This is a genomic window from Akkermansia sp. NBRC 115031 (assembly GCF_030268505.1).
In the GTDB taxonomy this organism is placed as follows: domain Bacteria; phylum Verrucomicrobiota; class Verrucomicrobiia; order Verrucomicrobiales; family Akkermansiaceae; genus Akkermansia; species Akkermansia massiliensis.
In genome coordinates this window covers 204,022-228,016 of sequence record NZ_BSQU01000004.1, presented here as the reverse complement: position 1 = coordinate 228,016, position 23,995 = coordinate 204,022, and the positions used below count along the sequence as shown (strand labels likewise).

The 23,995-nt window shown below is 57.9% G+C and carries 20 protein-coding genes; 7 read left to right on the top strand and 13 right to left on the bottom strand.

What is annotated here, in order from left to right:
- Window positions 1-275: 275 nt before the first annotated feature.
- From rsfS to QSJ36_RS07215, 4 genes are all read right to left on the bottom strand, one after another.
- Window positions 276-626: a ribosome silencing factor gene (gene rsfS, locus QSJ36_RS07230; protein WP_022397751.1), complete on the bottom strand. Its 351-nt coding sequence runs from the start codon at window positions 624-626 to the stop codon at window positions 276-278.
- 21 nt (window positions 627-647) lie between these two features.
- Window positions 648-3,080 (bottom strand): ATP-dependent zinc metalloprotease FtsH, encoded by a 2,433-nt coding sequence (gene ftsH, locus QSJ36_RS07225; RefSeq protein ID WP_257228324.1) that lies wholly within the window; start codon window positions 3,078-3,080, stop codon window positions 648-650.
- A gap of 178 nt (window positions 3,081-3,258) precedes the next feature.
- Window positions 3,259-4,056 (bottom strand): hypothetical protein, encoded by a 798-nt coding sequence (locus tag QSJ36_RS07220; protein ID WP_022397749.1) that lies wholly within the window; start codon window positions 4,054-4,056, stop codon window positions 3,259-3,261.
- A complete protein-coding gene (locus tag QSJ36_RS07215) occupies window positions 4,046-5,122 on the bottom strand; it encodes an AAA family ATPase (protein WP_146019188.1) in 1,077 nt (358 codons plus the stop codon). The genes QSJ36_RS07220 and QSJ36_RS07215 overlap by 11 nt, the downstream gene beginning before the upstream one ends.
- 281 nt (window positions 5,123-5,403) lie before the next feature.
- Here QSJ36_RS07215 and menB point away from each other — a divergent pair, with 281 nt between their 5' ends.
- Window positions 5,404-6,228 (top strand): 1,4-dihydroxy-2-naphthoyl-CoA synthase, encoded by an 825-nt coding sequence (gene menB / locus QSJ36_RS07210; RefSeq protein WP_022397747.1) that lies wholly within the window; start codon window positions 5,404-5,406, stop codon window positions 6,226-6,228.
- 12 nt (window positions 6,229-6,240) lie between these two features.
- Entirely contained in the window at window positions 6,241-7,071 is an 831-nt protein-coding gene (locus QSJ36_RS07205; RefSeq protein ID WP_022397746.1) for a hypothetical protein, read from the top strand.
- Window positions 7,072-7,146: 75 nt separating this feature from the next.
- Here the strand turns inward: QSJ36_RS07205 and QSJ36_RS07200 are convergent, their stop codons facing one another.
- Window positions 7,147-8,103 (bottom strand): hypothetical protein, encoded by a 957-nt coding sequence (locus QSJ36_RS07200; RefSeq protein WP_285467932.1) that lies wholly within the window; start codon window positions 8,101-8,103, stop codon window positions 7,147-7,149.
- 79 nt (window positions 8,104-8,182) lie between these two features.
- Window positions 8,183-9,346: a hypothetical protein gene (locus QSJ36_RS07195; protein WP_102730104.1), complete on the bottom strand. Its 1,164-nt coding sequence runs from the start codon at window positions 9,344-9,346 to the stop codon at window positions 8,183-8,185.
- A gap of 337 nt (window positions 9,347-9,683) precedes the next feature.
- On the opposite strand from QSJ36_RS07195, the gene QSJ36_RS07190 reads away from it, so the two are divergent.
- Together QSJ36_RS07190 and QSJ36_RS07185 are read left to right on the top strand one after the other, a co-directional pair.
- Window positions 9,684-10,166: a hypothetical protein gene (locus QSJ36_RS07190; protein ID WP_285467929.1), complete on the top strand. Its 483-nt coding sequence runs from the start codon at window positions 9,684-9,686 to the stop codon at window positions 10,164-10,166.
- Window positions 10,167-10,234: 68 nt separating this feature from the next.
- Window positions 10,235-10,681 (top strand): hypothetical protein, encoded by a 447-nt coding sequence (locus QSJ36_RS07185; RefSeq protein WP_022397742.1) that lies wholly within the window; start codon window positions 10,235-10,237, stop codon window positions 10,679-10,681.
- Window positions 10,682-10,809: 128 nt separating this feature from the next.
- On the opposite strand, the gene QSJ36_RS07180 is transcribed toward QSJ36_RS07185, so the two are convergent.
- The 5 genes from QSJ36_RS07180 to QSJ36_RS07160 form a co-directional block, all read right to left on the bottom strand.
- The gene (locus tag QSJ36_RS07180) at window positions 10,810-11,955 is read right to left on the bottom strand and encodes an FtsX-like permease family protein (protein WP_022397741.1); all 1,146 of its coding nucleotides are present in this window, start codon (window positions 11,953-11,955) and stop codon (window positions 10,810-10,812) included.
- The gene (locus QSJ36_RS07175; RefSeq protein ID WP_022397740.1) at window positions 11,918-12,550 is read right to left on the bottom strand and encodes an ABC transporter ATP-binding protein; all 633 of its coding nucleotides are present in this window, start codon (window positions 12,548-12,550) and stop codon (window positions 11,918-11,920) included. The genes QSJ36_RS07180 and QSJ36_RS07175 overlap by 38 nt, the downstream gene beginning before the upstream one ends.
- The gene (locus QSJ36_RS07170) at window positions 12,547-13,425 is read right to left on the bottom strand and encodes a hypothetical protein (protein ID WP_146019189.1); all 879 of its coding nucleotides are present in this window, start codon (window positions 13,423-13,425) and stop codon (window positions 12,547-12,549) included. The genes QSJ36_RS07175 and QSJ36_RS07170 overlap by 4 nt, the downstream gene beginning before the upstream one ends.
- A gap of 264 nt (window positions 13,426-13,689) precedes the next feature.
- Complete coding sequence (locus QSJ36_RS07165; RefSeq protein WP_253232237.1) at window positions 13,690-14,256, bottom strand: hypothetical protein; 567 nt, start codon at window positions 14,254-14,256, stop codon at window positions 13,690-13,692.
- A 226-nt stretch (window positions 14,257-14,482) separates the two neighbouring features.
- Window positions 14,483-18,019 carry an ATP-binding cassette domain-containing protein gene (locus QSJ36_RS07160; RefSeq protein ID WP_022397737.1) on the bottom strand — a complete coding sequence of 1,179 codons (3,537 nt, stop codon included), beginning with the start codon at window positions 18,017-18,019 and terminating at the stop codon, window positions 14,483-14,485.
- Between the two features lie 192 nt (window positions 18,020-18,211).
- Between QSJ36_RS07160 and QSJ36_RS07155 the strand changes: the two genes are divergently transcribed.
- The 3 genes from QSJ36_RS07155 to QSJ36_RS07145 all read left to right on the top strand — a co-directional run bounded on the left by QSJ36_RS07155 (window position 18,212) and on the right by QSJ36_RS07145 (window position 21,505).
- On the top strand, window positions 18,212-18,634 hold the full coding sequence (locus tag QSJ36_RS07155; RefSeq protein WP_022397736.1) for a hypothetical protein: 423 nt from the start codon (window positions 18,212-18,214) through the stop codon (window positions 18,632-18,634).
- Between the two features lie 439 nt (window positions 18,635-19,073).
- Complete coding sequence (locus QSJ36_RS07150) at window positions 19,074-19,919, top strand: SDR family oxidoreductase (RefSeq protein ID WP_285467924.1); 846 nt, start codon at window positions 19,074-19,076, stop codon at window positions 19,917-19,919.
- Window positions 19,916-21,505 (top strand): glycoside hydrolase family 75 protein, encoded by a 1,590-nt coding sequence (locus QSJ36_RS07145; RefSeq protein ID WP_285467923.1) that lies wholly within the window; start codon window positions 19,916-19,918, stop codon window positions 21,503-21,505. The genes QSJ36_RS07150 and QSJ36_RS07145 overlap by 4 nt, the downstream gene beginning before the upstream one ends.
- 1 nt (window position 21,506) lies before the next feature.
- Here QSJ36_RS07145 and QSJ36_RS07140 read toward each other — a convergent pair whose 3' ends face one another.
- Both QSJ36_RS07140 and QSJ36_RS07135 read right to left on the bottom strand, forming a co-directional pair.
- Window positions 21,507-22,400, bottom strand: coding sequence for a squalene/phytoene synthase family protein (locus QSJ36_RS07140; RefSeq protein ID WP_285467921.1), 894 nt, complete (start codon window positions 22,398-22,400; stop codon window positions 21,507-21,509).
- The gene (locus QSJ36_RS07135) at window positions 22,397-23,923 is read right to left on the bottom strand and encodes a sigma 54-interacting transcriptional regulator (protein WP_102721960.1); all 1,527 of its coding nucleotides are present in this window, start codon (window positions 23,921-23,923) and stop codon (window positions 22,397-22,399) included. Before QSJ36_RS07135 ends, QSJ36_RS07140 begins: the two co-directional genes overlap by 4 nt.
- Between the last annotated feature and the right edge of the window lie 72 nt (window positions 23,924-23,995).

Sequence of the window (23,995 nt, the reverse complement as noted above, 5' to 3'; positions counted from 1 at the left end):
TCTTGTTAGAACCGGGCCGCCATGCCGCTTTTCCAAGGAAAAACCGGGGAGAGAGCCCCCAAATCCCTGGTAAAGAAAATGCGCTGACGCAACAATCATTGCCCCTTTTTTCTTCCGGGCCGGATCAGGCCCCCATCATGCGGAGGAGCGCAAACATCCTGTCACCGATTCCTTTGCTCCGACGGACGGCCAACAAGCCGTCCCCCCTCCGGAAAGATAAAAAAGCCGTGCCGCTGTCAGACAGAGGCACGGCGGAAAATTCAGATCACCGGGGGTTAGTACTCCACCAAGGGGGCATCCTTCCACAGGGTGTCCATACCGTAGAATTCGCGCGTTTCCTGCCCCATGATGTGAACCATCACGTCAATGTAGTCCACCACGGACCACAGCGCCACGGGCGTGTCTTCCACATAGGTGGGGAGGGCGCCCGTCTTTTCCCGGACGGATTCTTCCAGCTCCCGGATGACGGCGCGCAGGTGGGGGACGGACAAGCCCGTGCACACCACCATGAAATCCGTCAGGGAAGACATGCCGCGCAGGTCGTACACCCGCACATTTTCAGCCTTGGCGTCATCCGCGGCGCGGGCGCACATCCTGGCCAGTTCCATCGCATCGTTGGCTACCATAATTGATTCGTTTCTATTGGATTATTTCTTCTCTTCGCCGTCCTTGCCGTACTCCTCCACGGGATTGTAGGAAAAGGGGTCCTGCTCCGTCTGGCCGCTCTCCTTCTTCCGTTCCTCCGCGTCCTCCGTGCGGTCCTCTTCGGCATCCTTCTTCACGGAAGAACCGGAATCACCCTTCCCGGGCTGCTCTTCCACCTCCGAAGGCATGGGAGGCGGGGTCACCTTGGCGGGAGGATTCTTCATTTCCCCGTATTCCAGAATGTCCATGACCTGGGAGCCTTCCAGCGTTTCAAATTCCATCAGGGCTTCCGTCAGCATGTCCAGCTTGTCCCGGTTCTCCGTCAGGATGGTCATGGCACGTTCATAGGCGCTGTCCACCAGGAAGCGGACTTCCGAGTCAATCAGTTCCGCCGTGGATTCGGAATAATTGCGGGATCGCGTCCCCAGGTCGCGGGCAATGTACACTTCCCCCTGGTGTTCGCCGTATTCGATCAGCCCCAGTTTCTCGCTCATGCCGAATTCGCACACCATGCGGCGGGCCAGGCTGGTGGCGCTCTTGATGTCTCCGGTAGCTCCGCTGGTCACGTCGCCAAAGACGATTTGTTCAGCGCAGCGGCCGCCCATCGCCACGACGAGCTGGTCGAGCATCTCCGACCGGAGCTGGTGCATCTTGTCGTCCGAAGGAAGCCACATGGTCATGCCCAGGGCTCCCCCGCGGGGAACGATGGTCACCCGGTGCAGAGGTTCGCTGTGCGGGGTCTTCAACAGGCAGATGGCGTGTCCCGCCTCATGCACGGCGGTAATGCGGCGCCCGCGTTCATTGATCGCCAGGCTGCGGCGTTCGCGGCCCCAACTGACCTTGTCGCGGGCTTCTTCCAGTTCCGCTTCCGTAATCTCCTTCAATCCCTTGCGGGCGGCCAGCAGGGCGGCTTCATTGATCAGGTTGGCCAACTGGGCTCCGGAGAAGCCGGCCGTGCCGCGGGCAATGCGCGCAAAACCGACTCCGGGAGCCATTTTCACCTTTCTGGCGTGCACCTGGAGGATTTGTTCGCGCCCCCGGACGTCCGGAAGGTTCACCACCACCTGCCGGTCAAAACGGCCCGGACGGAGCAGCGCCGGATCCAGGATGTCCGCACGGTTGGTCGCCGCAATTACGATCACATTGGAGTTGTTTTCAAAACCGTCCATCTCCACCAGCAGGGCGTTCAGCGTCTGCTCCCGTTCGTCATTGCCGCCGCCCATGCCGTAGCCGCGCTGACGGCCCACGGCGTCAATTTCATCAATGAAAATCAGGCTGGGGGCCGTTCTCTTGGCCTGCTCAAACATGTCGCGCACGCGGCTCGCGCCCACGCCCACGAACATTTCCACAAAGTCCGAACCACTGATGGAATAAAAAGATGCATTGGATTCCCCGGCGATGGCGCGTGCCAGCAGGGTCTTGCCCGTACCGGGAGAGCCCACCATCAGCACGCCGCGGGGAATGGTGGCGCCCAGGTCACGGAACTTTTCCGGATTGCGCAGGAATTCCACCAGTTCCCATACCTCCTCCTTCGCCTCGCTGATGCCGGCCACGTCCTTGAACGTCACCTTGTTCTTGTCCGGCGCAATGAGGCGCGCCCGGCTCTTGCCGAAGCTCATGGCGCCCCTGGCCCCGCCGCTCTGCGCGCGGAACATGAAGAACAGGATTACCAGAATGAGCACGATAGGCAGCAGGTTCAGCAGAATGCCGCCCCAGGAGCCGGACTCGCGCTTGAACTTCGTATCCGGTCCCAGCAACTGTTTGACCCGGTCTCCCTGGAATTCCAGGGTAAAAGGCACTTCCACGCGTTCAAAACGCTGCTTGTCCACGGAGGCGTCCCCCGTGGCCGCAGGCCAGATGCGGGTGACAATCTGGCCGACCAGCACGTTCTGGTTCCCGTCTTCCGCCAGGAGAAGGCCCTCATTTCCGCCCGCGATGCGGCCTTCCAGAGCCAGGCGGTTGAACTCGGGCACGGAAAGCTTCTGCGCTTCTTCAGGAATAATGGAAACATTTTTCCCCGCCTCCGTCCGGTACGGGCTTTCCACCATCCTGTAGCCGGAAAGCTCGTTCAGCAGGGGCTTGTCGCGGTCCGGCAGGGACATGGAATAGGACAGCACGAAGGGTTTCATTTCCACCTTCGGCTGGATGTCCTTTTTATAAACCAGCGCATGGATGACGCCTTCAGAGCCGTTCTCGCTCAGCACCACTTCCACGGGGGCCTTCGGATCGTTCAGCACCACGCGGCCCGCCTTGTACTGGGCTTCAAAGGATTCCAGGTTTTCCTTGCGGGGCCCCAGTCCAAAGGATTCCGGGGTGAAAAATCCGAACGCGAGGACGCCTGCAATGAGAAGAACCATGACCCACACGCCCCAGTTGGGGGATTCGGGCTTTCCGGAGCCGGGAAATTTGGGAGGACGAGGAGGACTGGGTGGCATTCTGTCAGACATAATGTGGTTAGCACACAGAAGTTAATGAATCGGGCGGCATGATACGCGAGTCCTTGTAAAATAAAACTTTTTTCCGAGACATGCCATACAGCCGGCGCAGGATGGAACCGGACCGTTCCGGGCCCGGAAGCGCCTTCCGGCAATGAGGCAATAGACAGCGCGGGATTCAGTCCCGTTTCCTTTTTCTGCGTCGTCCCTCGTGATTCGCGCTTTCCCCGTTCATGCGCTGCTGGAGGCGGCGCTTCCACTGGGGCATCTTTTCCGCCGTTTCCGCCGGATGAAAGCCGCTCCCCTTCCGGCTCTTTTCCTGCCAGGCGATCTCCTCCTGCGCCTCCAGCCGTTCCCGCCGCCGCTGTTCCTGAATTTCCGCCAGTTTCCTGGCGCGCCGGATTTCCACCCGCTTGCTCACCTCCCCGTGGGCGGAGGTCACGCGCCACGGGCCGATACGGTGGGGATACGTGATGGGCGCGCAGATCAGCTCCGCATCCAGAAACCGCATGGAGCCCACCAGCAGGTTCTTGACGTTTGCCAGCAGGCCGCCGTCCGTCCAGACGCCGCCCATGCCCATTTCCAGCAGAAAAGCCAGGTGAAGCGTTTCCGCCTCCGAGGCCAGAATGGAAAAATCCCTCAGGGAAATGCCCTCCGCCGGCTCTTCATGCGGGGCGGCCACGGAAGCGGCCCGGAGAAGAAACATCGTATCCCGAACCTTGCGGCTCAGGGCGCAGACCAGTTCCCCCACCTTGGGACGGGCGTCAAAACGGTAGTCCTTCACCTCCACCAGCCATAAATCCCGGCGTTCCGGATGATACAGCAGGAAGTCCATCTCCTTGCACCCTCCGCAGAAATTCTGCGCCTGCCGGGCATAATAGTCCGAGCATTCAATGCGGCACACGACGTAGCCTTCATCGATCCAGAAACGGTGGACTCCCTCCACGTAATGAGCTTCTGACGGCTTATGACTCATAGCTCAGCTTCAAATACCTGTCCGCCTGCTCGATTTCCGCTTCAAGAGATTCGATAGGCCCCACATCCTCCAGGGATTCCCCCCAGGTCACCTTTACCCCGGAGCGGTCTCCCCGCGGCACGCTCATCCCGAAAAACTTCCTCTGCACCATGGCATTGCGGGGTTCGGAAAGCTGAATCATCAGCTCCCGCAGCAGGAACAGGCTGTGGGAGGACAGAATCACCTGCACCCCCGTCTTGGCAAGCCCCGTCAGGGTTTTCACCAGCACGGGCAGATGGGAGGCGTTCAGGTTCATTTCCGGCTCATCCCAGAACAGCACGGACCCTCTTTTCACGGAACCGTTCCGGATCAGGTAGCTCAGCGTGCCCAGCCTTTTGAAGCCCTCCGCCACCAGGCTCATCTCGATCGGCTGCTGTCCGGGACGCTGCAAAAAGAACCGTCCGTCGCGCTTCACCACCTCCCCGCCGATGATCTTCTCCAGCCTGGCGACCACGCGCCCGGCGTCCGTGCTGATAGGTTCCGCTGCCGCATCCACGTCCAGGTAACGGCAGAGGTCCCAGCTCCCCCCGTCCAGGAACTCGGGGAACCTGCTCCCCACCTGTACAAAGCTCGGGTAAATGGTCAGAACCTCCCGCGCCGCCAGGAACACCACCGGCACGTTCAGGAAGCGTTTGGGCATCTCCTGAATGCTCAGCCCCTCCTCCTCATGCCCCGCCTGAAAATCAAACACCAGGTTCCCCATGCCTTCCGGCACCCCGTCCCCCTCCATGGAGGCCTCCACATGGGCATGGGCGTTCCCGCGGTTCCGTGCCGTCAGCCCGGCCAGTCCGCGGGACGCAAACACCCGCATCAGGTCCTTCCGGAGCCGCTGTTCCTCCGCCCATTTCTCCGGCAGGGACTTCCTGCCCCCGTCCGCGCTCCACTTGGCTACGGTATAGCACAATTTCAGCAGATGGCTCTTGCCGGAATCATTGCCGCCCACCACCACATTGATTCCGGGGACAAACTCAAAATGTTCGCTCCCGGGAAACACCGTCACGCCGCGCACCAGTAGGTCATGTATCATACCGTTCCCAATGTAGCACAGAAGCGCATGCCGTAAATTACAAATGCCGCCAGCTTCCGTCACCGGGAAGCCTTCCGGAAAAGCAGCGGAAAACCGGGATGAAGGAAAAAGATTGCCGCCCGGCTCCGTCCACGCTTTTCCAGAGCCTGCCTCCCGGAAAACGCAGAAAAAACGCCTGCTCCCTCGCTCCGCCGCCTTTCCCCCCGCCCAAGTCCGCATACACCCGGAAGGCGGCGCATTTTAAGCTTCCCATTGACGGACGCCTTATTAAAGTAGTCCGCATGAGCGCACAATGGACCACCGCCAGGGAATATACGGATATCAAGTATGAAACAACGGACGACGGCAGCATCGCGAAAATCACGATCAACCGCCCCCAAGTCCGCAACGCGTTCCGTCCCCAGACCGTGCATGAAATGCTCAACGCCCTCAACGCCGCGCATGAAGACCCCAAGGTGGGCGTGGTCATCCTGACCGGGGAAGGCCCTGACGCCTTCTGCTCCGGCGGCGACCAGAAAGTGCGCGGAAATGCCGGCTACATCGGTGAAGACGGCGTGCCGCGCCTGAATATTCTGGATGTGCAGCGCACCATCCGCACCATGCCCAAGCCCGTCGTCGCCATGGTGGCCGGCTACGCCATCGGCGGTGGGCACGTCCTCCATGTCGTCTGCGACCTCACCATCGCCGCGGACAACGCCAAATTCGGCCAGACGGGACCCAAGGTCGGCTCCTTTGACGGCGGTCTCGGCTCCTCCTACCTGGCGCGCATCGTGGGCCAGAAAAAGGCTCGGGAAATCTGGTACCTGTGCAGGCAGTACGACGCGCGGGAAGCGCTGGACATGGGACTGGTCAATACCGTGGTGCCTCTGGAAAAGCTGGAAGAGGAAACGCTCTCCTGGTGCCGCCAGATGCTCCGGCACAGCCCCCTGGCCCTCCGCTGCCTGAAAGCCTCCCTGAACGCTGACTGCGACGGACAGATGGGCCTGCTGGACCTGGCCGGAAACGCCACCCTGCTCTACTACATGAGCGAGGAAGCGAAGGAAGGCAAAAACGCCTTCGTCGAAAAACGCGCACCCGACTTCTCCAAATTCCCCAGACTCCCGTAACCCCTCCGCACCATGTCCCCCAACTCCGACAACGAAGGCGCCACCCGGAACGGCTCCGCCGGCAGGGAATCCCTGCACGACCTGCCGGAACATGAAAACATCGTGGAACATTTCTACGATCCGGAGGAACAGGCCGGCCAGGAGAAACCCGTCCGTGAAAAAACGCCCTTCTCCCTGATCGGCAACCTCATCTTCCTGTTCACCATAGCCATTCTGGCGGCTATTTCCTGGCTGATTTATTCCTCCTGGAGCCCGCAGAACACGGCTGACCTGCCCGGCTTCCGCCAAAAGGAAAACGCTCCGGACATCCCCAAAATCCTGAAACAGGCCATCAACAGGGACGCCTCCGTTTCCTTCTCGGAAGAAGACATCAACCGCTACCTGGCCTCCTCCGTCCATCCGCAGCAGCACGGAGCCCTGGCCATCTTCGCCACCAATCCGGCGGTAGGCATCCGGTTGCACGGCGGCAAGGAACAGCCGGACGGCGCCATCGGGGAAGGCTGCATGGAAATCATCATTGAACGCTATACGGGCATCGACTCCCGCCAGACGATTTCCCTGTTCCTGACGCCCTTCCAGTCCATGGACCCGCACAACTACATGGCGGTGCAGACCCGCTTTGAATTCTACAATGACGAGACTCTGCCGGGGGGTATCCACGTGGGCGGCACCATCGGCAGCCTTTCCGTCCCCCAGGGCTACATGATCTTTCTCCTTCCCGCATTTGAAAACCTGCTCCAGGCCTATCTGCCGCTCATCCACATGATTGAGGAAAGCGGCATGGGCATCCACATCAGTGAAGGCAGGCTGAACCTGACGCCTCCGCAAAAACGCACGCTGTAGCGGAAATCCGCAGGGGTTCCGCAAGGGCCAAACACCAAAGCTCAAAGGCCCTATTCAAACCTTTGTCTCCGGCATTTAGTTTTTCTCCAAATCCCTGACCATCAGGGTCATGTATTCTTCCGGCCAGGAATGGGTAATCTGCCCGGCGTCATTGAAGACCGCCACCAGGCGAATGGAATCCCGCCCGTCCGAAAGCACCAGCACGGTTTCATCCTTTTCAAAATCGTAGCGGGGCTTGCCCAGCTTGAAGGCGGCATTCCTGCGGTCCGTTTTCAGCCACGTGCGCGCCTGTTCCATCGTCATTCCCCGCAGGGCGCGGGCATCCTTGAAAACGCGCCGCGCCGCATTCATGGCCGCAGGGGTGGAAACTACCATGCTGTTGCGGAACGGACGGGTTTCCCACATGCGGTCAATGTCACGGTCCAGCGCGCCGCCCATGCCTCCGGAAAGGAAAAACACGGCTGCGGGCCAGACCAGAAGAATACCTACTACCCAAGCCGCCAGCCGTTTACGGCTCCTGGAAAGCGCCGCGATGCCCTGGGCTATTTTCCCCCATTTCTCCACCAGTTCCTCATCCGCATGCCCGAACAGGAAATTCACCTGCCTGCGTTTAATGCCGTTCCGCAGTTCCGCCACCGTCCTTCCCTTCTCCGGAGCCAAGTCCTCCAGCGTGGGGCTTCCCTCTACAAAATGGCGGAAGATTTTAGGCCACAGCACGGGAACTACCGCAAACCGGATCGTCAGCAGAACCAGACTGCCCACCAAACAGCCGCTCACGAACAGAACGTCAAACGGGCGGCTGAAAAAATAGTCCGGATTCCACATCCAGATAAAAGGCGCGGCCAGATAAATCCCCAGGGAAAACAGGCACCATGACCAGACAATGGCGGAAAAACGGCTGACCGCCACGCCCACCCCCAGCAGGAACAAAAAGGCCCCCAGGGCGATTCCCCACGGGAACGCCCCGTAAATGGCGGCCGGAAAAGCCAGAATCATCAACGCCATGCCTACGGGCTGCCGAACTTTTTGCATGTCCGGACCGTAACACAAGCCTTTGAAGGCATCAAGAAAGGAAGGCACCGCAGTCACACAGGGCCGCTCCGCCTTCCCCTTATTTCAGCCAGCCGTACTCCATGATGAGCGCCGCTTCCACTTCCGCATTCTTGGCGGCTTCCGCATCCAGATTCTCATGCATGGTTTTAATATCCTTCCTTTGCGCCAGATATTCCTTGCCTGATAAAGCCATCCTGGACTTTTTAAACTCAATTTCCTTCAAAATGACTTTCTTCCAGATTTCAAACCTTTTCCTGCTCTCCATCAGCGCGGCCACCTTGATGCGCCTCTGCTGCAAATCCATCACAACCTTTTTCTGCATCAGATCATGATTTTCCTTGGCCGTCTTGTATTGGAACCAGGAGGTCAGCCGGGTGTCCAATTCTTCACGCAAGCTCATATTCACCTGCATGTCTCCGGCGCCTGCAAAGAACCCCTGGTAAGTGCCGCCCGTACTGGAAAACAAGGTAGGGCTGTAAAAATTAATATCCACGGACGGGAAAAACTTCATCTTGGCATTTAAAACCTGCAACCTGGAAGCTTCCAATTCCATGGCTACCATGGTCACCACCAGCAAATCCAAATGGCGGGAAGCACTCTTGTATTTCCTCCAGTCCACCCTGGGCATCGTTTCAGGCCTGACGAGCCACTGGGCATCCATATTCCCCATGAGGACAGCAAATCCCTGGGAAATTTCACTCACTCTCTTCTCCCAGTCATCCTGGATCAATTTCTTCTGAACTCCATCATCGTCATAGGGCACGGCATCCAGCCGGTTCTTATGGCTGATACATGCATTCTGATAGGAAAGTACCTGCCGGTACAGCCTGGACACCAGCTCCCTTTTTTTCATCTCCAAGGTTTTCCGGGCCGTATAAACGGCGGATTTGGCCGAATAATAATCAAAAGGTATCTGCGTCAGGGACGGCATATTAAACAGAATATTGGTATTATACTCTACATCCTGCGCTGTTACACGGGTCAGCTCGCTCAGCTCTTTTGTCAGCATCCAATCCAGGTTCACGCCCGGAATGACCTGGGTATACACGCTGATAACAGAACGTTCCGTAGCCCTGAGAGCCTGCTCCGAGCGCTTCAAATCCAAATTTCCCTCCATCATGACGGCCATTGCCGTATCCCATGAGATTTCCCTCCGGGGCAGTTCGTCCCAGTTGGGGATGGCAGCCATTTTATCCATCAGCTCCACCGTTTTTCTTTCCATGTGCTTATCCACGGAACAGGAAGTACATGCAACGGCGCAAATACAGAAACCCAACAGAGTCCTCCACCGAGCCACCCTGAATGGACTCCAGAAAAAGCTGCAAACCGAGGAGAAAAGGAGCATACTGGTGCCCGTTTCATAACTTCTGCCTCTGAAAAGTCAAGTACCAACACAGCAGAACCGGGAAAAGGAGGAAGGGGGAAGATCAGCAATGGCAAGCCGAAATCCTCTTCCATCCCCTTTCTGAAAGGGGTTCCATTTTCCAAATTTCCTTCCTTGACAGATCATAGGAAATACTACAATCTCCTTCAATAAACATTATCTACAGTTATTTGTTATGCTCCCTCTTTCCCAGAAAATCTCCCTGGCCTGCTGTTCCCTTGGACTTCTCTTTTTGACGCAATGCGGCGGAAGCAGCAGTAGCGGCGGCAATGCCCCCGATACCCTCAACGGTACCGTATTATCTATCAGGCTGGGAATAACGGCATCGGATTTCCCGAATATTTTTGAACTGATCACCGCCACCAACGGACAGTCCAGTCTTCAAACCCGTGGACAGAATATTGAAGAATGGAATGGCTCTCCAACCGTGATTTACCACAAGACGGGCAATAATGCAGCTACTCTGAACCTGCGCTGGATTGCAGGGAAAAACAATACTACGGCATATTCCATGGACCTCCCTGCTCTGGAATTTGACCAATCCACCCATGCATCCGTAGGCGGCGAAGGAGGAACGCTTTCACGCCAGCCCGCAGGACAAGAAATGCAAACTCTCAATGACGTCAGTGCAGACGTTACCATTACTTACAGCAACTAATCATCCCTTTCCGTCTTACTCATATAATTTCAATATCCTCCATCTATATGAATACTCGTTTTTGCATCATGGCATCTCTGCTCCTCCCCTCCTTTTTGTGCACGTCCGTGCTCACAGGTTGCGGGGGCTCCAGTAAAACGGAAGAAATCTATATTCCTGTCGGAACAGCTCGCAATGTAGAAATCTCCCTGGAAAACAACCAGGTATATACGGTTGCCTTTGACGTTGTTTCCACACACAACGCCAACATCTATTCCGGAGAGAGCGCGGAGCCCAGTGTCGCGTCCATGCACGTCAGAGGCTATGTTCCCGCTGATGACACCGCCGCTGAAATAGCTTTTTACTGGTACACCAACAGAGCCGGTGAAGAGGCCTTCCCCTGCTACTTGATCATGACCGACGTTAAAAATGTAACCAAAGGCACAGGAACCGCTACATGCGCCCTGTCTGATCCCTATTTTGCCGATCCTGCCGTTACCGACCGGCCCGGTACTCTGACGAAATTCAATAAATAACCAGAATTCATTCTCTGACTTTTAAAGGCCTGCGGACTTCCTCCGCAGGCCTTTTTGTATCAAAAAACCGCATTTTCAAACGAAGGAGGAACAATTATTTACCCCCCGGCACGGGGCATGCGCACTGCTTACTTCAACACTTTCCCAATAGGGCGATAGGCAGAGAAGGCAACCGGCACGGAAGAAAGCAACACACAGATCAAAAGTGAAACTCCCAAAAGCCACAAATCCTGCCGTATGTCCGCATACGTCAACACCGCATCGCCCAGCTTGAAAAATTCTCCCAGGACAATCTTTTGAGTCTTCATGAAGGCCCATACAGCTCCGGCATAAGAAATTCCTATCAGGAATATGTTCTCCACAATAAATGTCAGCACCAGCAGAGCCGGACGCACCCCAAAACTTTTCATCAATGTATAGACATACTCGTTCTGCCGGAATTCCATAGACGCCAGGGCAATCAGAAGAATTCCTACAATAACCGCAATGCCGATAGAAAAACCGGTCCGGCATTCCATCTGGTTGCTCATCAGCACTTCCAACCTCTTCAACATGCTCACATGAGTCTGAACCATCGTCATGCTCCCGTCATAGCGCACCATATTATTAAGCGTTTCCTCAATATTCTGGATATTGTCCGCCGTCATCTCATGAACCCTGATTACATACCGGTCATTGCTTATAGGGGCCTCCTGCCCGGTATTAAAAGCCCCTTCCGGAGCCAGCACCACTCCTGAAGGATATAATTTCCCTAAAAGGTGGTTCTCCGGCAACGGGGATGCATTCAATGAAAAGTCAAAATCCCCGATGACAACTCTGCACGGCCCCGGATGCAGGGAACTCCTGTCCGGGTGAAACAAAAGGACGACAGGCACTTCCTCCAGCCCCAGATCAGCAAGATAAAAGCAGGACTCCATATTGTATTCCAGAATGGGGAAAACCGCCTTTCCCACACGGGCGAATCCCGCGGGAGCATCTTTTAACGCCAGGACGTCGCAGCCATACAAGGAAGGCAATTCATGCTGAAGCAAATTCCTTTTGGAAGGTTCACCGTCGCGCACGGTATCAAGGACTACAATCAGATCAGCCCCGTTTCTTTTGATCTCATCATGCAGCATCTTTGCAGAAAGAACATAATTCGCAAGAAACGAAAGGGCGCACAGGGAGAGGAAAAACGCTACCAATACCCGGGAAAGCGGGCTGGCGGGCCTTTCCCTCCACCGGTGCAGAGTATCCTTAAAGAGATACAGGCTGATTAAAATCAATGATTTCATGAGTCAGGTCAAAGAGCCGGGAATCATGCGTGCTTAAAATGCATATCTTATCGGACGGGTATTCCCTGATCAATTTCTTGATGATCTCCGTATTGCTGTCATCCAGACCGGAAGTAGGTTCGTCCAGCAGCAGAATATCTGAATCCTTCATCAGCGTACGGGCCAGAGCCGCACGCTGGGCCTGTCCGCCGGACAGGCTGCCCGCCTTCTTGTGACGCAGGGATTCCAATCCCAAACGCTCCACGAGGTCGTCCACTCTTTGTGTCCACTGTTTTTTAGGCAGCATGGCCATCTCCGCACACAATTGAAGATTCCTCTCCACCGTAGCCAGAGGCAGCAGATTGATCCCCTGAAACATGTAACTTACTTCCTTCCTGCGATAAAGAGCATCAGTGAGAGAACGCCGGCCGGGAGCAAGAACCTTTCCGCGCTGGGGTTTCAGATAACCGGCCAAAAGTTTCAGCAGCGTGGTTTTTCCGCATCCGGAATACCCTTTTAAAATAGTGATTCCAGATGAAAAAAGCCTACTGTAGTTTTCAAAAATCCATTGCTTTCCCGAGTAGCTGAAATAAACGGATTCACATGCCAATTTCATTTTTTCCGTACAATCAATTCCGTTTCTCCATTTACGATCAGCTCCATATCCGGATGCGTTTTTTCAAGCAGTTCCTGCCAGGAGGAACATTTCCTTCCTTCCGGACTAGAGGCCAGCAAAACCTTATTGAGACGAATCACCTCTCCGGAAGGAGAATAATAGAGCCTGGCCGTGCAATTGGAACCCAGCATGGCGTGAGCCCGGTCATGATCCTTTGGAGACAGGCGGAAAAAATAAGCCAGTAAATCCCCCCCGCTGGAAGTGTTTTTCTCTACACGCTTGAAAGCAAAGTTCCCCCGCAGCATGGAACCGTCACTCATGGGAACAGCCAGATATAATGATTCCGGCGGCAGCCTGGTCAAATCAGGATCCGCTATGGAAATGGTAATATAATAGGCGGAATCATCACAAACGGTAGCAATGGCTGCCGCCGCATCCAGATACAGGGATACGCTGTTGTCCCGCGGGAAGGAAAACTGGTACTGCAGCTTGCCGTCAAAGGGCATTTTAAGGATGTATTTTTCCTCTTTCTTGCTGAAGTCCAATCTGGCCTTGTCCCCCACCATGGCTAATTCCTTTTTGGTCAGTTCAATCTTGTCCTTCAAGGATTTTTCCGCCCGTTGGCCGCCTTCCGGCTGTTTGCTGGCATACTGCCTTTCCTCCCTGGACAGGGAAGAATAAAATTTCATTTCTTCCAATTGTTTCTCCAATTCGGACAGTTCCTCCTCCTTGGCGATACGGTCTTTTAAAATCTTGACCTCCAGCTCCCTCCGCTCCATCTCAATTTCATCCTCATTGACCGTAGCAATGATGGTATCCCGCCGGACGCGGCCGTCCGCCGGAATCCAGTTGCTGACGATGCCGTCCGCCGGCATGCTAAAAGAACGTATCCTCTCAGGGACGACCTTGGCCCTGAATACATTGATGTAGCAGTCCCTGGCTGTTTCCGGAACTTCTTCTTGAACGTTCGGAACAGTCTCCGTTCCGAAGCCATGCGGCAAAAAAGACGCCAGCATGCATGAAAATGTCACCAGGCATAATTTTCCCCAATTTTTCAACATATTTCCTGCAAAAAAAAGCGCGGCCATCCTTCACGAACGACCGCACTTTGAATATAAAAACTGTGACTCATGGGCCACTCAATTACCGGTAGGATAATAGAACACCGTGCCATCCGTTCCCGCCCAGGGGTTCCCGGCAACAATAGCTCCTTCTCCGTCCTGAATGCCGCTCACGAACGAAACGTTGCCCGTACACGTACCCTCGGCCGTTTCATACTTTGAAGAGGTATTGAATGTGATGTCCATGTTCACCTGAACGGAGCCGTAGAAAATCACTACAATCGGACCAGGCAAAGTGACCTGGCCCTGAGCAATCACGAAGTTGCCCACCAGAGAAGCTTTTTCCGCAGTCGTTCTTCTGTACACCATGTGAGTCGTGGCGGGAATAGAAGTACCGGCAGCGGCTCCCTGAATCTTCGCCAGAGGAAGGTCGGTATCATTGCCATCCAGCTGGATGATGAGAGAGGAGGCGTTATCCGGGTTCACCTGATCCGTAATCGGCACTACCATATTCAGCCTGCTGCCTGAGGGAAGACAGGTTCCTTCTCCACTATCGCCGCTGCCTCCGCAGGACAGGAGCCCGGCAGACGCTGCCGCCAGAGACAAAAAGGAGAGAGAATACTTGTTAAATACACGGGCAAACATAATGGAAAATGAGTTTTTTTCAAGATAGTGATTCTTGGGAGAACGTCAACAAAATAACTGCATTGATCTACATCTTCATGCTGTTCCGCGGACTCAAAGCCCCTGGGGAAAAGAACGGACGGCCTGGTTTATCTTCCCCAGCACATCAAAACACGCGAAATACGGCAACCCCTCTCCGCATCTTCCAGCAGAGTTCATGCATAAGCAGCATCATCTTATGATCAACCTACCTGACCTTTTCCAAACGCCGCTTGAGCACGCGCCCCGTGATGAAGAGGGGGGCCGCCCCCATCAGGAACAGCAGCAGGGAGTCCTTCCAGGGGGTAGGCACCGTTCCTTCGTCCGCGCTGTAGCCGGGATCGTCCGGAGCCTTCCCCGTGTTGCCCCACGGCAGGGGCTGGCGGCGCGCCAGGAAAATTTCCGGGCGGTCCAGCGTATCACGGCTGACGCGCTGAATTTCCGCGGATTCATCCAGCATCACAATGCGGTCATTGACGTAAAAGGATTTAACGGAGGGCTTGCCCTTCCCCTGCTGTTCCAGTTCCGCAATCACCTGCCTGTAGTTTTTCTCATAGCCGTTGACCGCCGCCCTACGTACCCGCCGGACCGCGGCCTTGGCCTGTTCCGGATCGTCCGCCCCGATGGCGGCTATGTGCAGGAGCGCCATCTTGAGCAGCTTGAATTCCTCAAATTCCCTGTTGTCCAATTGGGGCTGCTCCTTGAGCTCGTCCACTTTCTCCTGAATGGTTTCACGCTCCCTTTCCCATACGTTTTTGGAGGCTTGGTCCACCACCATCGTTTCAAAGGAGTAGCGCAGGGGGCAGAATTCCGCCACCAGCGGCACGCGGCCCGGCTTGAGGCGCCCGTGTTCATCCGTGCGGTGGGCGGACCACGGGATGAACTGGTTCATTTCATCAAAGTGGACAATGGCCCCGGCCATCAGTATCTGGGGAATCAGCAGCAGGGGCACCATATTGAGAGCCGCGCGCTCCGTTTTGGCAAAGACGGAGACCAGCAGGGACAGGCTTACGCCGATGAAGGCCGTCAGGGTCATCGTCCCCAGGTAGATCAGGAACATTTCATGGATTTCCAGGATGGCGTTCCCCACCCACAGGAAGAGGGCGGACTGCACGGCGGAAAGCCCCGTCAGCACCAGCGCCTTGGCGAGCACGTAACCGGTCACGAACACCTTGGCGTTGCTCTCCCGCTTGAGCAGGGCGCGGTCCTTGAGCACTTCGCTGGCCGCCCCGGTCAGGCCGAAGAACATGGCCACGATGGTAGCCAGGAACAAATAGGAAGGTATGTGAAGGGCGGTGGCAAACGTGTATTCCGGGCTGGAAGAGGCGCGCAGGGTCAGGGAAATCAGCAGGGCCAGCACCGGCCCTTCCAGCAGCATGGTGTACAGCCCCATGCGGCTCCGCACGCGGCCCAGGAAGGTGCGCACGGCCCAGATGCGGAAAAGCCGCCAGAGCTGCATCACGCTGCGCCGGGGGGCAGGCGGGAATTCCAGCGTGCCTTCATACAACGTTCTGGGCGCCCCTCCTTCATGGTGGTGCCCCATTACGTTGCGGAACCGGTAGCCTTCAAAGCGCTCCTGCCACAGCCGGGGGTGCTGCCGCCTGCGGCGGTCATGCCAGGAAAGGGGGGCTTCCAGCACTTCAAACACGTAGTCCGCGCCGCCGGCCGTCCGCGCCTCCTCGGAAACGTCAATGGCCATATCCACGGCCGCCTTCCGGAAATAGCGCATCATGCCCGGCACGTCCCCCCAGTAGGCCATCTGGCCGCCATGGTCCAGCACCAGCACCTTCTGGAACTGGTTCAGGATGGCCGTGCTGGGCCGGTGCATGGTGGCGATCACCATCTTGTCACGGCTCATGTTCAGCATGGTCTGCATGACCAGCTTGGCGTCGGAGGTGGAAAGGCCGCTGATGGGCTCGTCCAGCAGGAAGACGTCCGCAATGCCCGCCAGGTCAAGCCCCAGGTTCAGGCGCGTGCGCTCTCCGTCGGAAATGGTGCGCGCATTCATCTCCCCCACGCGGCGGGAGGCGATGTGCGTCAGTCCCAGGAATTTCAGAATGGCGTTCACCCGCCTGACGCGCTCCGACCGGGTCAGGCGCGGACGGCGGATGATGGTGGCCTGGGCGATGTGCTCGGAAACGCTCATGGCCGCATCCAGAATGTCCTCCCGCGGAATGAAGGCGATGTAGGGCCGGATCAGGTCCGGAGCGCTGTACAGAAGCTGGTTGTTGTAACGGATGCAGCCGCGCGTGGGCGGAAGCTGCCCGGCCAGCATGGAGAGCAGCGTGCTTTTTCCGGATCCGCTGGGGCCCAGGATGCAGACCATCTCTCCGCGCTTCACGGTCAGGTCAATGTTGTCCAGCACACGGCCGGAACGCATGAATTCCTTGGTCACGCCCTCCACGCTGAGGGTTCTGATGGCGTGGTATTCTTCATCCAGCACCCCGGCGGAAAAACGGCAGCGCAAGGCGTGATAGGCGTTCAGGTGCACCACGTCCCCGTCGCGCAAGGAAACCCTTCCCCGCACGGGCCTGCCATTGAGCAGCAGGGGCATGGAAGCCTCCACCACTTCCAGCCAGCCGGAATTGGTGGCGCTGGAAAAGGAAACCTCCAGCACCACTCCGGCGGCCAGACCCGGCGTCAGCAGCATGTCCCCCTTGCGCGCCTTTTCCGGCAGGTTGGTTACGCGCAGCTTGCGGGTCCCGGGGTCCAGGCGGAAGCGGCGTCCGATGTCCGACATGGAGTTCTGCACCTCCCCCATGGAAAAAGGCCCCTCCCCGTCCAGCGTGAAGGAGGAATAGTAGGCCATGCGCACGTTCTCACCGGGGTACAGGCGCCGCCCGTCCACCACGAATTCCACTTCCGGCCTCAGAACCTCCACCCTGCACGCCAACCCCATGTTCACGCGCACCTCGCTGGCCCGTGAACGCACCCGGCTGATTTGCAGGGCGCCGTTGTCCAGGGAAATATAGCATACTTCCTGCTTGCCGGAACGCTTGCAATCCAGGAAGAACGCGAAGTCTTCAAAGCTTAGCGGACCTGACGGCAGCAGCACCACCTGCCCGTTGGTCAGCGGCATTACCCCGCCGGGCGGCAGGTGGCGGCCGCGCACCACAATAGGCCTGGAGCCGTCATTCACCACCAGCACCAGGCGCGAACACCGGATCAGGCGGAAGGAAATGCCCTTGTCCTGTTCCGGCAGGGATACCTCCGCACCAATGCCGGAGGAAAAACCGACGCTGTACGCCGGCTCCTGGGCCTCCACGTCCGGCGTCATCAGAAGCTGCCTCAAGTGGTTTGCCGTACCCGGCAGTTCCAGGCCGTACGTCACCTGGTCAAACAGCTCCCCGGTCATGCGGGGGTCTCCCGTGTTGATGAGCAGGGAAAGCACTTCCAGCGCAATCGCCATACGCTCCGTCTCGTCCCTGCCGGAGGCGGCGGAAGCCAGCACATCCGCCACCGTCAGATTGGCCCGCATGGAACGCTCGAAACGGTTGGAAAGCCAGCGGTGCTCCACTTCCGGGAAGGTGTAGCGCAGAATGTCCAGCGCGGCATCCGCGTCGCGCGCGCTCAAGTGGCGGCGCCCGCTCAGAATGGTAGCAAACAGGTCCACCAGCGTGCCGGCATGCACTTTCATGGAACCGTCGTCCCGGCGCAGCCACGGCACGTAGGCGCCCAGCGTCCTGACCAGATTCAGCCTCCAGTGAATCAGCTTGGAGGGTATGTCAAAAAACCATCGGATCATGCCAGGGAACGCGTTGCCGGAACCAGTAGTACAGGGATTCCCGGCCTACCTCAAGCGCAACCGGAATTTCACGGAGAAATGACAATATTTTCTACAGCTTTATCTTGCAATAGGTCTGGAGGAAGTATAGTTCTGTCCAATGTTCATGCTTTCCATGCGAAAGCGAGCCAAATACATCAACATTATCACAACATGGATATTTTAGTTTCTACTCTTTGTGACTTCGCCGCCGACTACCAGGGCAAGCTTTGCATCCAGGGCGGTTTTGACTCCCTGGTCGCCCGTCAGTTCCCCGTCGTGCACCCCGTCTGCGCCGTTGCCCTGCGCATCTGCCTCACTCCTGAAGACGAAGGCACCCACGAACTGGGCCTGAGCATCGTTGACGCCGACGGCACGCCGCTGGACAAGGAACGCATGCCCATCAAGATCAACTTCCCGGTGCCCGCTTTCCCGGAAGGCGCCTCCTTCTTCACCCGCAACCTGATTATGAACTTCCAGGGCCTGCGCTTTGAAAAGCCCGGCAACTACTCCATCGACCTGACGGTTGACGGCGAACTGGCCTCCCGCGTGCCTTTCCGCGTGGTGCAGGTGCAGGAAGAAGCTCCCCAGGCCTAAGAATAATCTTCTTTTTCATCAAACCGCCTCCCGTTCACCCGGCAGGCGGTTTTTTGTTGGGGTGCATGGAGCCCCCGTCTGCCCGAAGGAGGGAGATGAAAACCACCGGTTCCATGTTCCCATGAAAGCCGGTTCGCTCACAAAGCCTTCCCCCCGGGAGCGGAGGTGGCTTTCCGGCCTTCGTACTGAAAAGCTTTTCAAAGCGGAACCTAGGCTCATTTTTCTCTTTTACTAACCGGACATGGCTATGAGGGCCGGGAGTCCCTCTTTCCCGGGAGAGCGCAGGCAGGCTTTCGCCGGGTGGGGAAGCGCCATGGTTGGCGCAGCCCTCTTTTCTCTTTGGAAAGAAAGGAGGTGCGCCTTTTTTGCGTTCTCCAGCCCCCTTTTTCATTGCGGTTCCCCACCGGATTGACCATGATACGAACCGCTCCCACCCGCCATGCAAACCCCACGCCTCCAGTACGACAGGATTATCATCACGGGCGCATCGTCCGGATTCGGGGAAGCCTTTGCCGGAACGCTGGCCCCTCATGCGGCGGAACTGGTGCTGATTGCCCGGAACGGGGACGTCCTGCGCCAGCTTGCCGCCGCGCTGGAAAAACGCCACCCCGGCCTGCGCGCCTCCGTCTTTCCCTGCGACCTGGCGGATGAAGCTTCCCTGGACACGCTCGTTTCACATCTGGACAGCCTTCCTCCGGGCAGAACCCTGCTGATCAATAATGCGGGAGCCGGGGATTACGGAGAATTCGCGGACGGCCGCTGGGAAAAAATCCGCGCCCTGCTGCGCCTGAACGTGGAAAGCCTCACCCGCCTGTGCCATGCGCTGATCCCCTCCATGAAACGGAACGGCGGGGACATCATCAACCTCAGCTCCCTGGGAGCCCTCCTGCCCATTCCGGATTTTGCCGTTTATGCGGCTACCAAGGCTTATGTTTCCAGCCTGTCGGAAGCGCTGCGGCTGGAACTGCGCGAACACGGCATCCGCGTGCTGGCCGTCTGCCCCGGCCCGGTTTCCACGGGCTTCGGAAAAGCGGCCCGGCGCCCCGGCTTTACCGGAAACATGATGCCGGGCCGCAACGCCTTTGACACGTCCGTTGAAACCGTCGTGAAAGACAGCCTCCGCGCCCTGTCCCGCGGGCGCGCACGTGCCTTCCCCGGCATGAAGATACGGCTGGCGGCCCTGTTGCTGAGCATTGCCCCGCTGGGACTGATCCGCTTTTTCATGGGAAGGCGTCCCCGGAAAGTCCTTCCTGCCCCCAACGATTCACCTTCTTCAGCATCATGAAAGTACACCGCCGCGGAATACCCCGCCTCACCTGGTTCAAGCTTGCAGTCTGCATCTGCCTGGCAGCCATGGCGGCCTCCCTGTTCACACCGTATCCGGCCCAGATTATCCGGGCCCTGAAAGGGGAACCTGAACAGGCGCCCCCGGATTCCGGGGCCTATCCGCCGCATGAATCCATCCCTGCGGAACAGCCAGGGCAGGAAGAGCCTGCGCCCCCCCTTACTCCATCCGTTCCCGGAAAGGAACCTGAAGATTCACGGCTGACCACGCCTTGGACGCCGGAGCGCACGATTGCTCTCCCTCCGGTGCAGTATCCCCCCTTCCCGCCCGTCCTCCCCACGAAGCCCGCGGAGGGAGCCATGACGAATATCTACGAACTGGCACGCGGCCTGAACCTGAAAACGCAGGTCAATTTCCAGCCCGGCACCCTGGCTTCCAGGGACAGGGAGACTAAAAGCAATTACCAGATGACCCTCACCCTGAACGTCAAGCAGCCCAAGGCCCTGACAAAGAAGGAGGACATCCTGAACATCAACCCCAAGCTGGGAACCATGCTTCCCGGCCTGTCCACCCTATTCAAGCATGCGCGGGTCTCCCCCTATTACGGGCAGATTTACGTCCGCAAGCAGACGGAAATCCGCAAGAACCTGGCCTCCCTGCTCAAGCTCCTGAACCGCCATAATTACTACGATACGGAGACGATTCTGGAAACCACCTATCCGGATACGGGCAGAAAACTCCTCTGGCTACAGAGTGAAATGGACGTTGTTTCCGACGGTTCGGACGGGGACCGCTTGTCCACCATGCCGGATAAAATCCTGAAAAGCTCCTTCTACCAGCCCAGCACTTCCTACCGCTGGAAGAAGCGCACGGACAAGCCCAATCCCCTCCTCAAGCCCTGGCAGCAGAGGCTGGCTTCCTACAAGAAGACGCTGGAAAAAGCCTCCGCCGCGGAAAAACCGGCCCTGCGCCGCAAGATAGACCACGCGGAACGGGTCATTGAAGAATTGAAGCGCTACAGTTTCCTGATCTCGGAATACGATCCGTTCATCGTGGTCCCGCTGGGAGTGGTCAACCAATCCTCTCCCTTTTCCCCGCAGTTCGGGGATTACGCCGTCGTCATCGTGGGGGACAAGTTGTACCCGGCCCTGGTGGGAGACGCCGGACCGCGCTACAAGACGGGGGAAGGCTCCCTGCGCCTGAGCCGTGAAATCAACCCCAAGTCGGGGCCTTACAGCCGCCCCGTTTCCGACCTGGTAGTCAGCTACCTGATCTTCCCCGGTTCCGCGGATCCGGAAGCCGGACCGCCCGACTACGAGAAGCTTACAGCCAAATGCCAGGAGCTGCTCCATGACATCGGCGGCATGGGAAAGGATTTCAAGCTCCACCAGTGGGAGGACCTGCTGGCGCCCAAGCCGCCGCCCGCTCCCCCCGCACCCAAACAAGGCAGCGGCAATGCTGCGGAAACACCTGCGAACGGCCAGAAGAAGGCGGATGCCCCTGCGGACAAGCCAGCGGAAAATGCGGCCCCGACAGCCTCCCCTGTCACTCCGCCCGCTCCGGAACCCGGCAAAACCGCCGCGTAGGCTACAGGGCTTCCTTCCAGGAAAAGAGAAAGGCCTTCCACATGCGGGAATAAACGTTCCCGCGCGTGATTTTTACCTTTCCTGTCCCCGGCTGTTCCTGCCGTTGGAGCAGTTCCAGCGTATCCAGCCCCAGCCATGCGGGCAGCACGGTGGAAAAACGCAGCCGCCCGTTCCGGAGGGATTCCGCATAAAACACGCCTTCCTTCAGCCAGCGTTCCGCCCGGTCCAGCCACGGCTGAACATCGGGAGTAGGCAAATAGCTTCTTCCACGGGAGAGGTCTTCCTCCCGGTCGCGCAGAATGTTCACCAATTGCAGCCCCATGCCGTAGTGCCTGCCCCAGCGTAAAAGCTGGTCCTCCGGCTGCGTGCTGAAGCCTGATCCCAGCGCCAGCAGGCCCAGCCTGGACCAGAATTCTCCCACGCAGCCGGCCACCATGTAGGTATAATGCTCCAGTTGTTCGGGACATGAAACCGAGGAACGGGCTTCAAAATATTCCAAATCCCACGCCTGCCCCTCCACAATGGTGGACAGCACCTGCCTCACGAGCATCTGCTCACGGGGGGAAAGGGCTTCCAGCAGCGCCAGGCATTCGGGGAAACGGGCCAGCAGCTCCGCCTCCCCCCGGTGCGTCTGGACGGTGGAAAGAATGCCCAGACGGCCAAAACAGGAGGCGGCGGCCTCCCGGGAGGCGTCCCCGGCTACCGTCGCGCCCATCATCCTCAGCAGCGCCAGGCGTTCCCGGCAATCCATGTCCACGGTATCCGCCACCGTATCCGTAGCGCGCGCCAGCAGATAGCCCACGGCCACGCCGGGGCGCATCTCCCGGGGCAGGAAGCGCATGCTCAAATAAAAGGACCGGGAAACGGCGGACAGAAGCTGACGAAGTCCTTTCATGATTTTTGCAGGCCCAGCCTGTGCATTTTATAATGGAGCACCCGTGGGGAAATGCCCAGTTCCCGCGCCGCTGCGGACATGTTGCCCGGAGAGCGTTTCAGTGCGGCCACAATCAATTCCCGTTCAAAGGAATCCACCATCGTCGGCAAGTCTGCATGGTCCTCTCCGTCACGGGAAGACGGGGCGTCATGGCTGGGCATTTGGAGGGAGGCGGGCAGGTTGTAGCCGTAAATGCAGTCGTCCTGCGCCGTGATGACTGCACGCTCCATGCAGTTTTCCAGCTCCCGCACGTTGCCGGGCCAGTGGTAGGCCATGAGCATGTTGATGGCTGGCGTGGACAGCCGCTTGATATCTTTCCCGTATTTCAGGTTGAACTTGGAAAGAAAGTGTTCCGCCAGCAGCATGATGTCCCCCTTGCGCTTGGAGAGGTCCGGCATGACGATGGGGAAAATGTTCAGCCGGTAGTACAAGTCCTCCCGGAATTTGTTTTCCGCCATCAATTCCTCCAGATTGCGGCTGGTGGCGGCAATGAAGCGCACGTCGGAATGAAGCTCCCTGTTGCTCCCCACGCGGGAAAAAGTCTTTTCCTGAAGAAAGCGCAGCAGCTTCACCTGCATCTGGAGGCTCAAATCCCCGATTTCATCCAGAAACAGGGTACCTCCGTCCGCCGCCTCCGCCCGGCCGATGCGGCGGCTGGTGGCTCCGGTGAAGGAGCCCTTTTCATGGCCGAACAGCTCGCTTTCCAGCAGGTTTTCCGGCATGGCCGCACAGTTCAGCGTCACCAGCGGCTTATCCTTCCTGCCGCTCAGGTTCACTACGGCGCGCGCTACCAGCTCCTTCCCCGTTCCGGAACTGCCCCGGATCAGTACCGTGGCGTCGCTGGGGGCCACCTGGCGTATCTGTTCATACACCTGGAGCATGGGGCGGCAGTTGCCGATCAGTTCGCCCGGATTGGTTGTTAAAAGCTGGCGCAGTTTCTCGTTCTCCGCCATCAGGGCCGCCCGTTCCTCATGCGCCTGCAGGCTGGCCGCCAGCGCATCCCCCACGATGTTGCCCACAATCTCCAGCAGCTTCTGGTCCCGTTCCAGGTCCGTTTCCCTGTCCACGGGGCGGTCAATGCTCAAGGTGCCGATCACCTGCTGCAAATGAATGATGGGCACGCAGATGAACGCCACCTTTTCCCCGCTCTTGCGGGTACGGGTACGGTTCAGGAACCTGGAATCCCGGGAAATGTCCTCAATCACATGGGGCCTCCCCGTTTCCGCCACATGGCCCGTAATGCCCTCCCCCACATGGTAATGGCCGCGCTTCATCTCCTGCTCGTCCAGACCGTGGGACGCTTCTATCATCAGATCATTCCCGCGGCGGATGGTGAAGGTGCCGCGCAGCATCTTCATGCGGCGGTAGAGCACGTCCAGAATATGCCGGAGCAGCGCCGTGCCGTTGCGTTCATTGACAATGGCGGAGCTGATTTCCTGCAGCACGACCATTTCCAAATCCGGTGACTTGTTTATTTCATTCATGAAGTCCGGGGCTGGGCGAATATTAACCGTACGGTCCTGGCAGACCAACTACTTTTTCTTCCACCGTCATGC

Excerpts from the sequence above, each read along its gene's own strand:
- rsfS (WP_022397751.1), bottom strand. The coding sequence starts at position 626 with ATGGTAGCCAACGATGCGATGGAACTGGCCAGGATGTGCGCCCGCGCC.
- ftsH (WP_257228324.1), bottom strand. The coding sequence starts at position 3,080 with ATGCCACCCAGTCCTCCTCGTCCTCCCAAATTTCCCGGCTCCGGAAAG.
- QSJ36_RS07220 (WP_022397749.1), bottom strand. The coding sequence starts at position 4,056 with ATGAGTCATAAGCCGTCAGAAGCTCATTACGTGGAGGGAGTCCACCGT.
- QSJ36_RS07215 (WP_146019188.1), bottom strand. The coding sequence starts at position 5,122 with ATGATACATGACCTACTGGTGCGCGGCGTGACGGTGTTTCCCGGGAGC.
- menB (WP_022397747.1), top strand. The coding sequence starts at position 5,404 with ATGAGCGCACAATGGACCACCGCCAGGGAATATACGGATATCAAGTAT.
- QSJ36_RS07205 (WP_022397746.1), top strand. The coding sequence starts at position 6,241 with ATGTCCCCCAACTCCGACAACGAAGGCGCCACCCGGAACGGCTCCGCC.
- QSJ36_RS07200 (WP_285467932.1), bottom strand. The coding sequence starts at position 8,103 with ATGCAAAAAGTTCGGCAGCCCGTAGGCATGGCGTTGATGATTCTGGCT.
- QSJ36_RS07195 (WP_102730104.1), bottom strand. The coding sequence starts at position 9,346 with ATGGAAAGAAAAACGGTGGAGCTGATGGATAAAATGGCTGCCATCCCC.
- QSJ36_RS07190 (WP_285467929.1), top strand. The coding sequence starts at position 9,684 with ATGCTCCCTCTTTCCCAGAAAATCTCCCTGGCCTGCTGTTCCCTTGGA.
- QSJ36_RS07185 (WP_022397742.1), top strand. The coding sequence starts at position 10,235 with ATGGCATCTCTGCTCCTCCCCTCCTTTTTGTGCACGTCCGTGCTCACA.
- QSJ36_RS07180 (WP_022397741.1), bottom strand. The coding sequence starts at position 11,955 with ATGAAATCATTGATTTTAATCAGCCTGTATCTCTTTAAGGATACTCTG.
- QSJ36_RS07175 (WP_022397740.1), bottom strand. The coding sequence starts at position 12,550 with ATGAAATTGGCATGTGAATCCGTTTATTTCAGCTACTCGGGAAAGCAA.
- QSJ36_RS07170 (WP_146019189.1), bottom strand. The coding sequence starts at position 13,425 with ATGCCGGCGGACGGCATCGTCAGCAACTGGATTCCGGCGGACGGCCGC.
- QSJ36_RS07165 (WP_253232237.1), bottom strand. The coding sequence starts at position 14,256 with ATGTTTGCCCGTGTATTTAACAAGTATTCTCTCTCCTTTTTGTCTCTG.
- QSJ36_RS07160 (WP_022397737.1), bottom strand. The coding sequence starts at position 18,019 with ATGATCCGATGGTTTTTTGACATACCCTCCAAGCTGATTCACTGGAGG.
- QSJ36_RS07155 (WP_022397736.1), top strand. The coding sequence starts at position 18,212 with ATGGATATTTTAGTTTCTACTCTTTGTGACTTCGCCGCCGACTACCAG.
- QSJ36_RS07150 (WP_285467924.1), top strand. The coding sequence starts at position 19,074 with ATGCAAACCCCACGCCTCCAGTACGACAGGATTATCATCACGGGCGCA.
- QSJ36_RS07145 (WP_285467923.1), top strand. The coding sequence starts at position 19,916 with ATGAAAGTACACCGCCGCGGAATACCCCGCCTCACCTGGTTCAAGCTT.
- QSJ36_RS07140 (WP_285467921.1), bottom strand. The coding sequence starts at position 22,400 with ATGAAAGGACTTCGTCAGCTTCTGTCCGCCGTTTCCCGGTCCTTTTAT.
- QSJ36_RS07135 (WP_102721960.1), bottom strand. The coding sequence starts at position 23,923 with ATGAATGAAATAAACAAGTCACCGGATTTGGAAATGGTCGTGCTGCAG.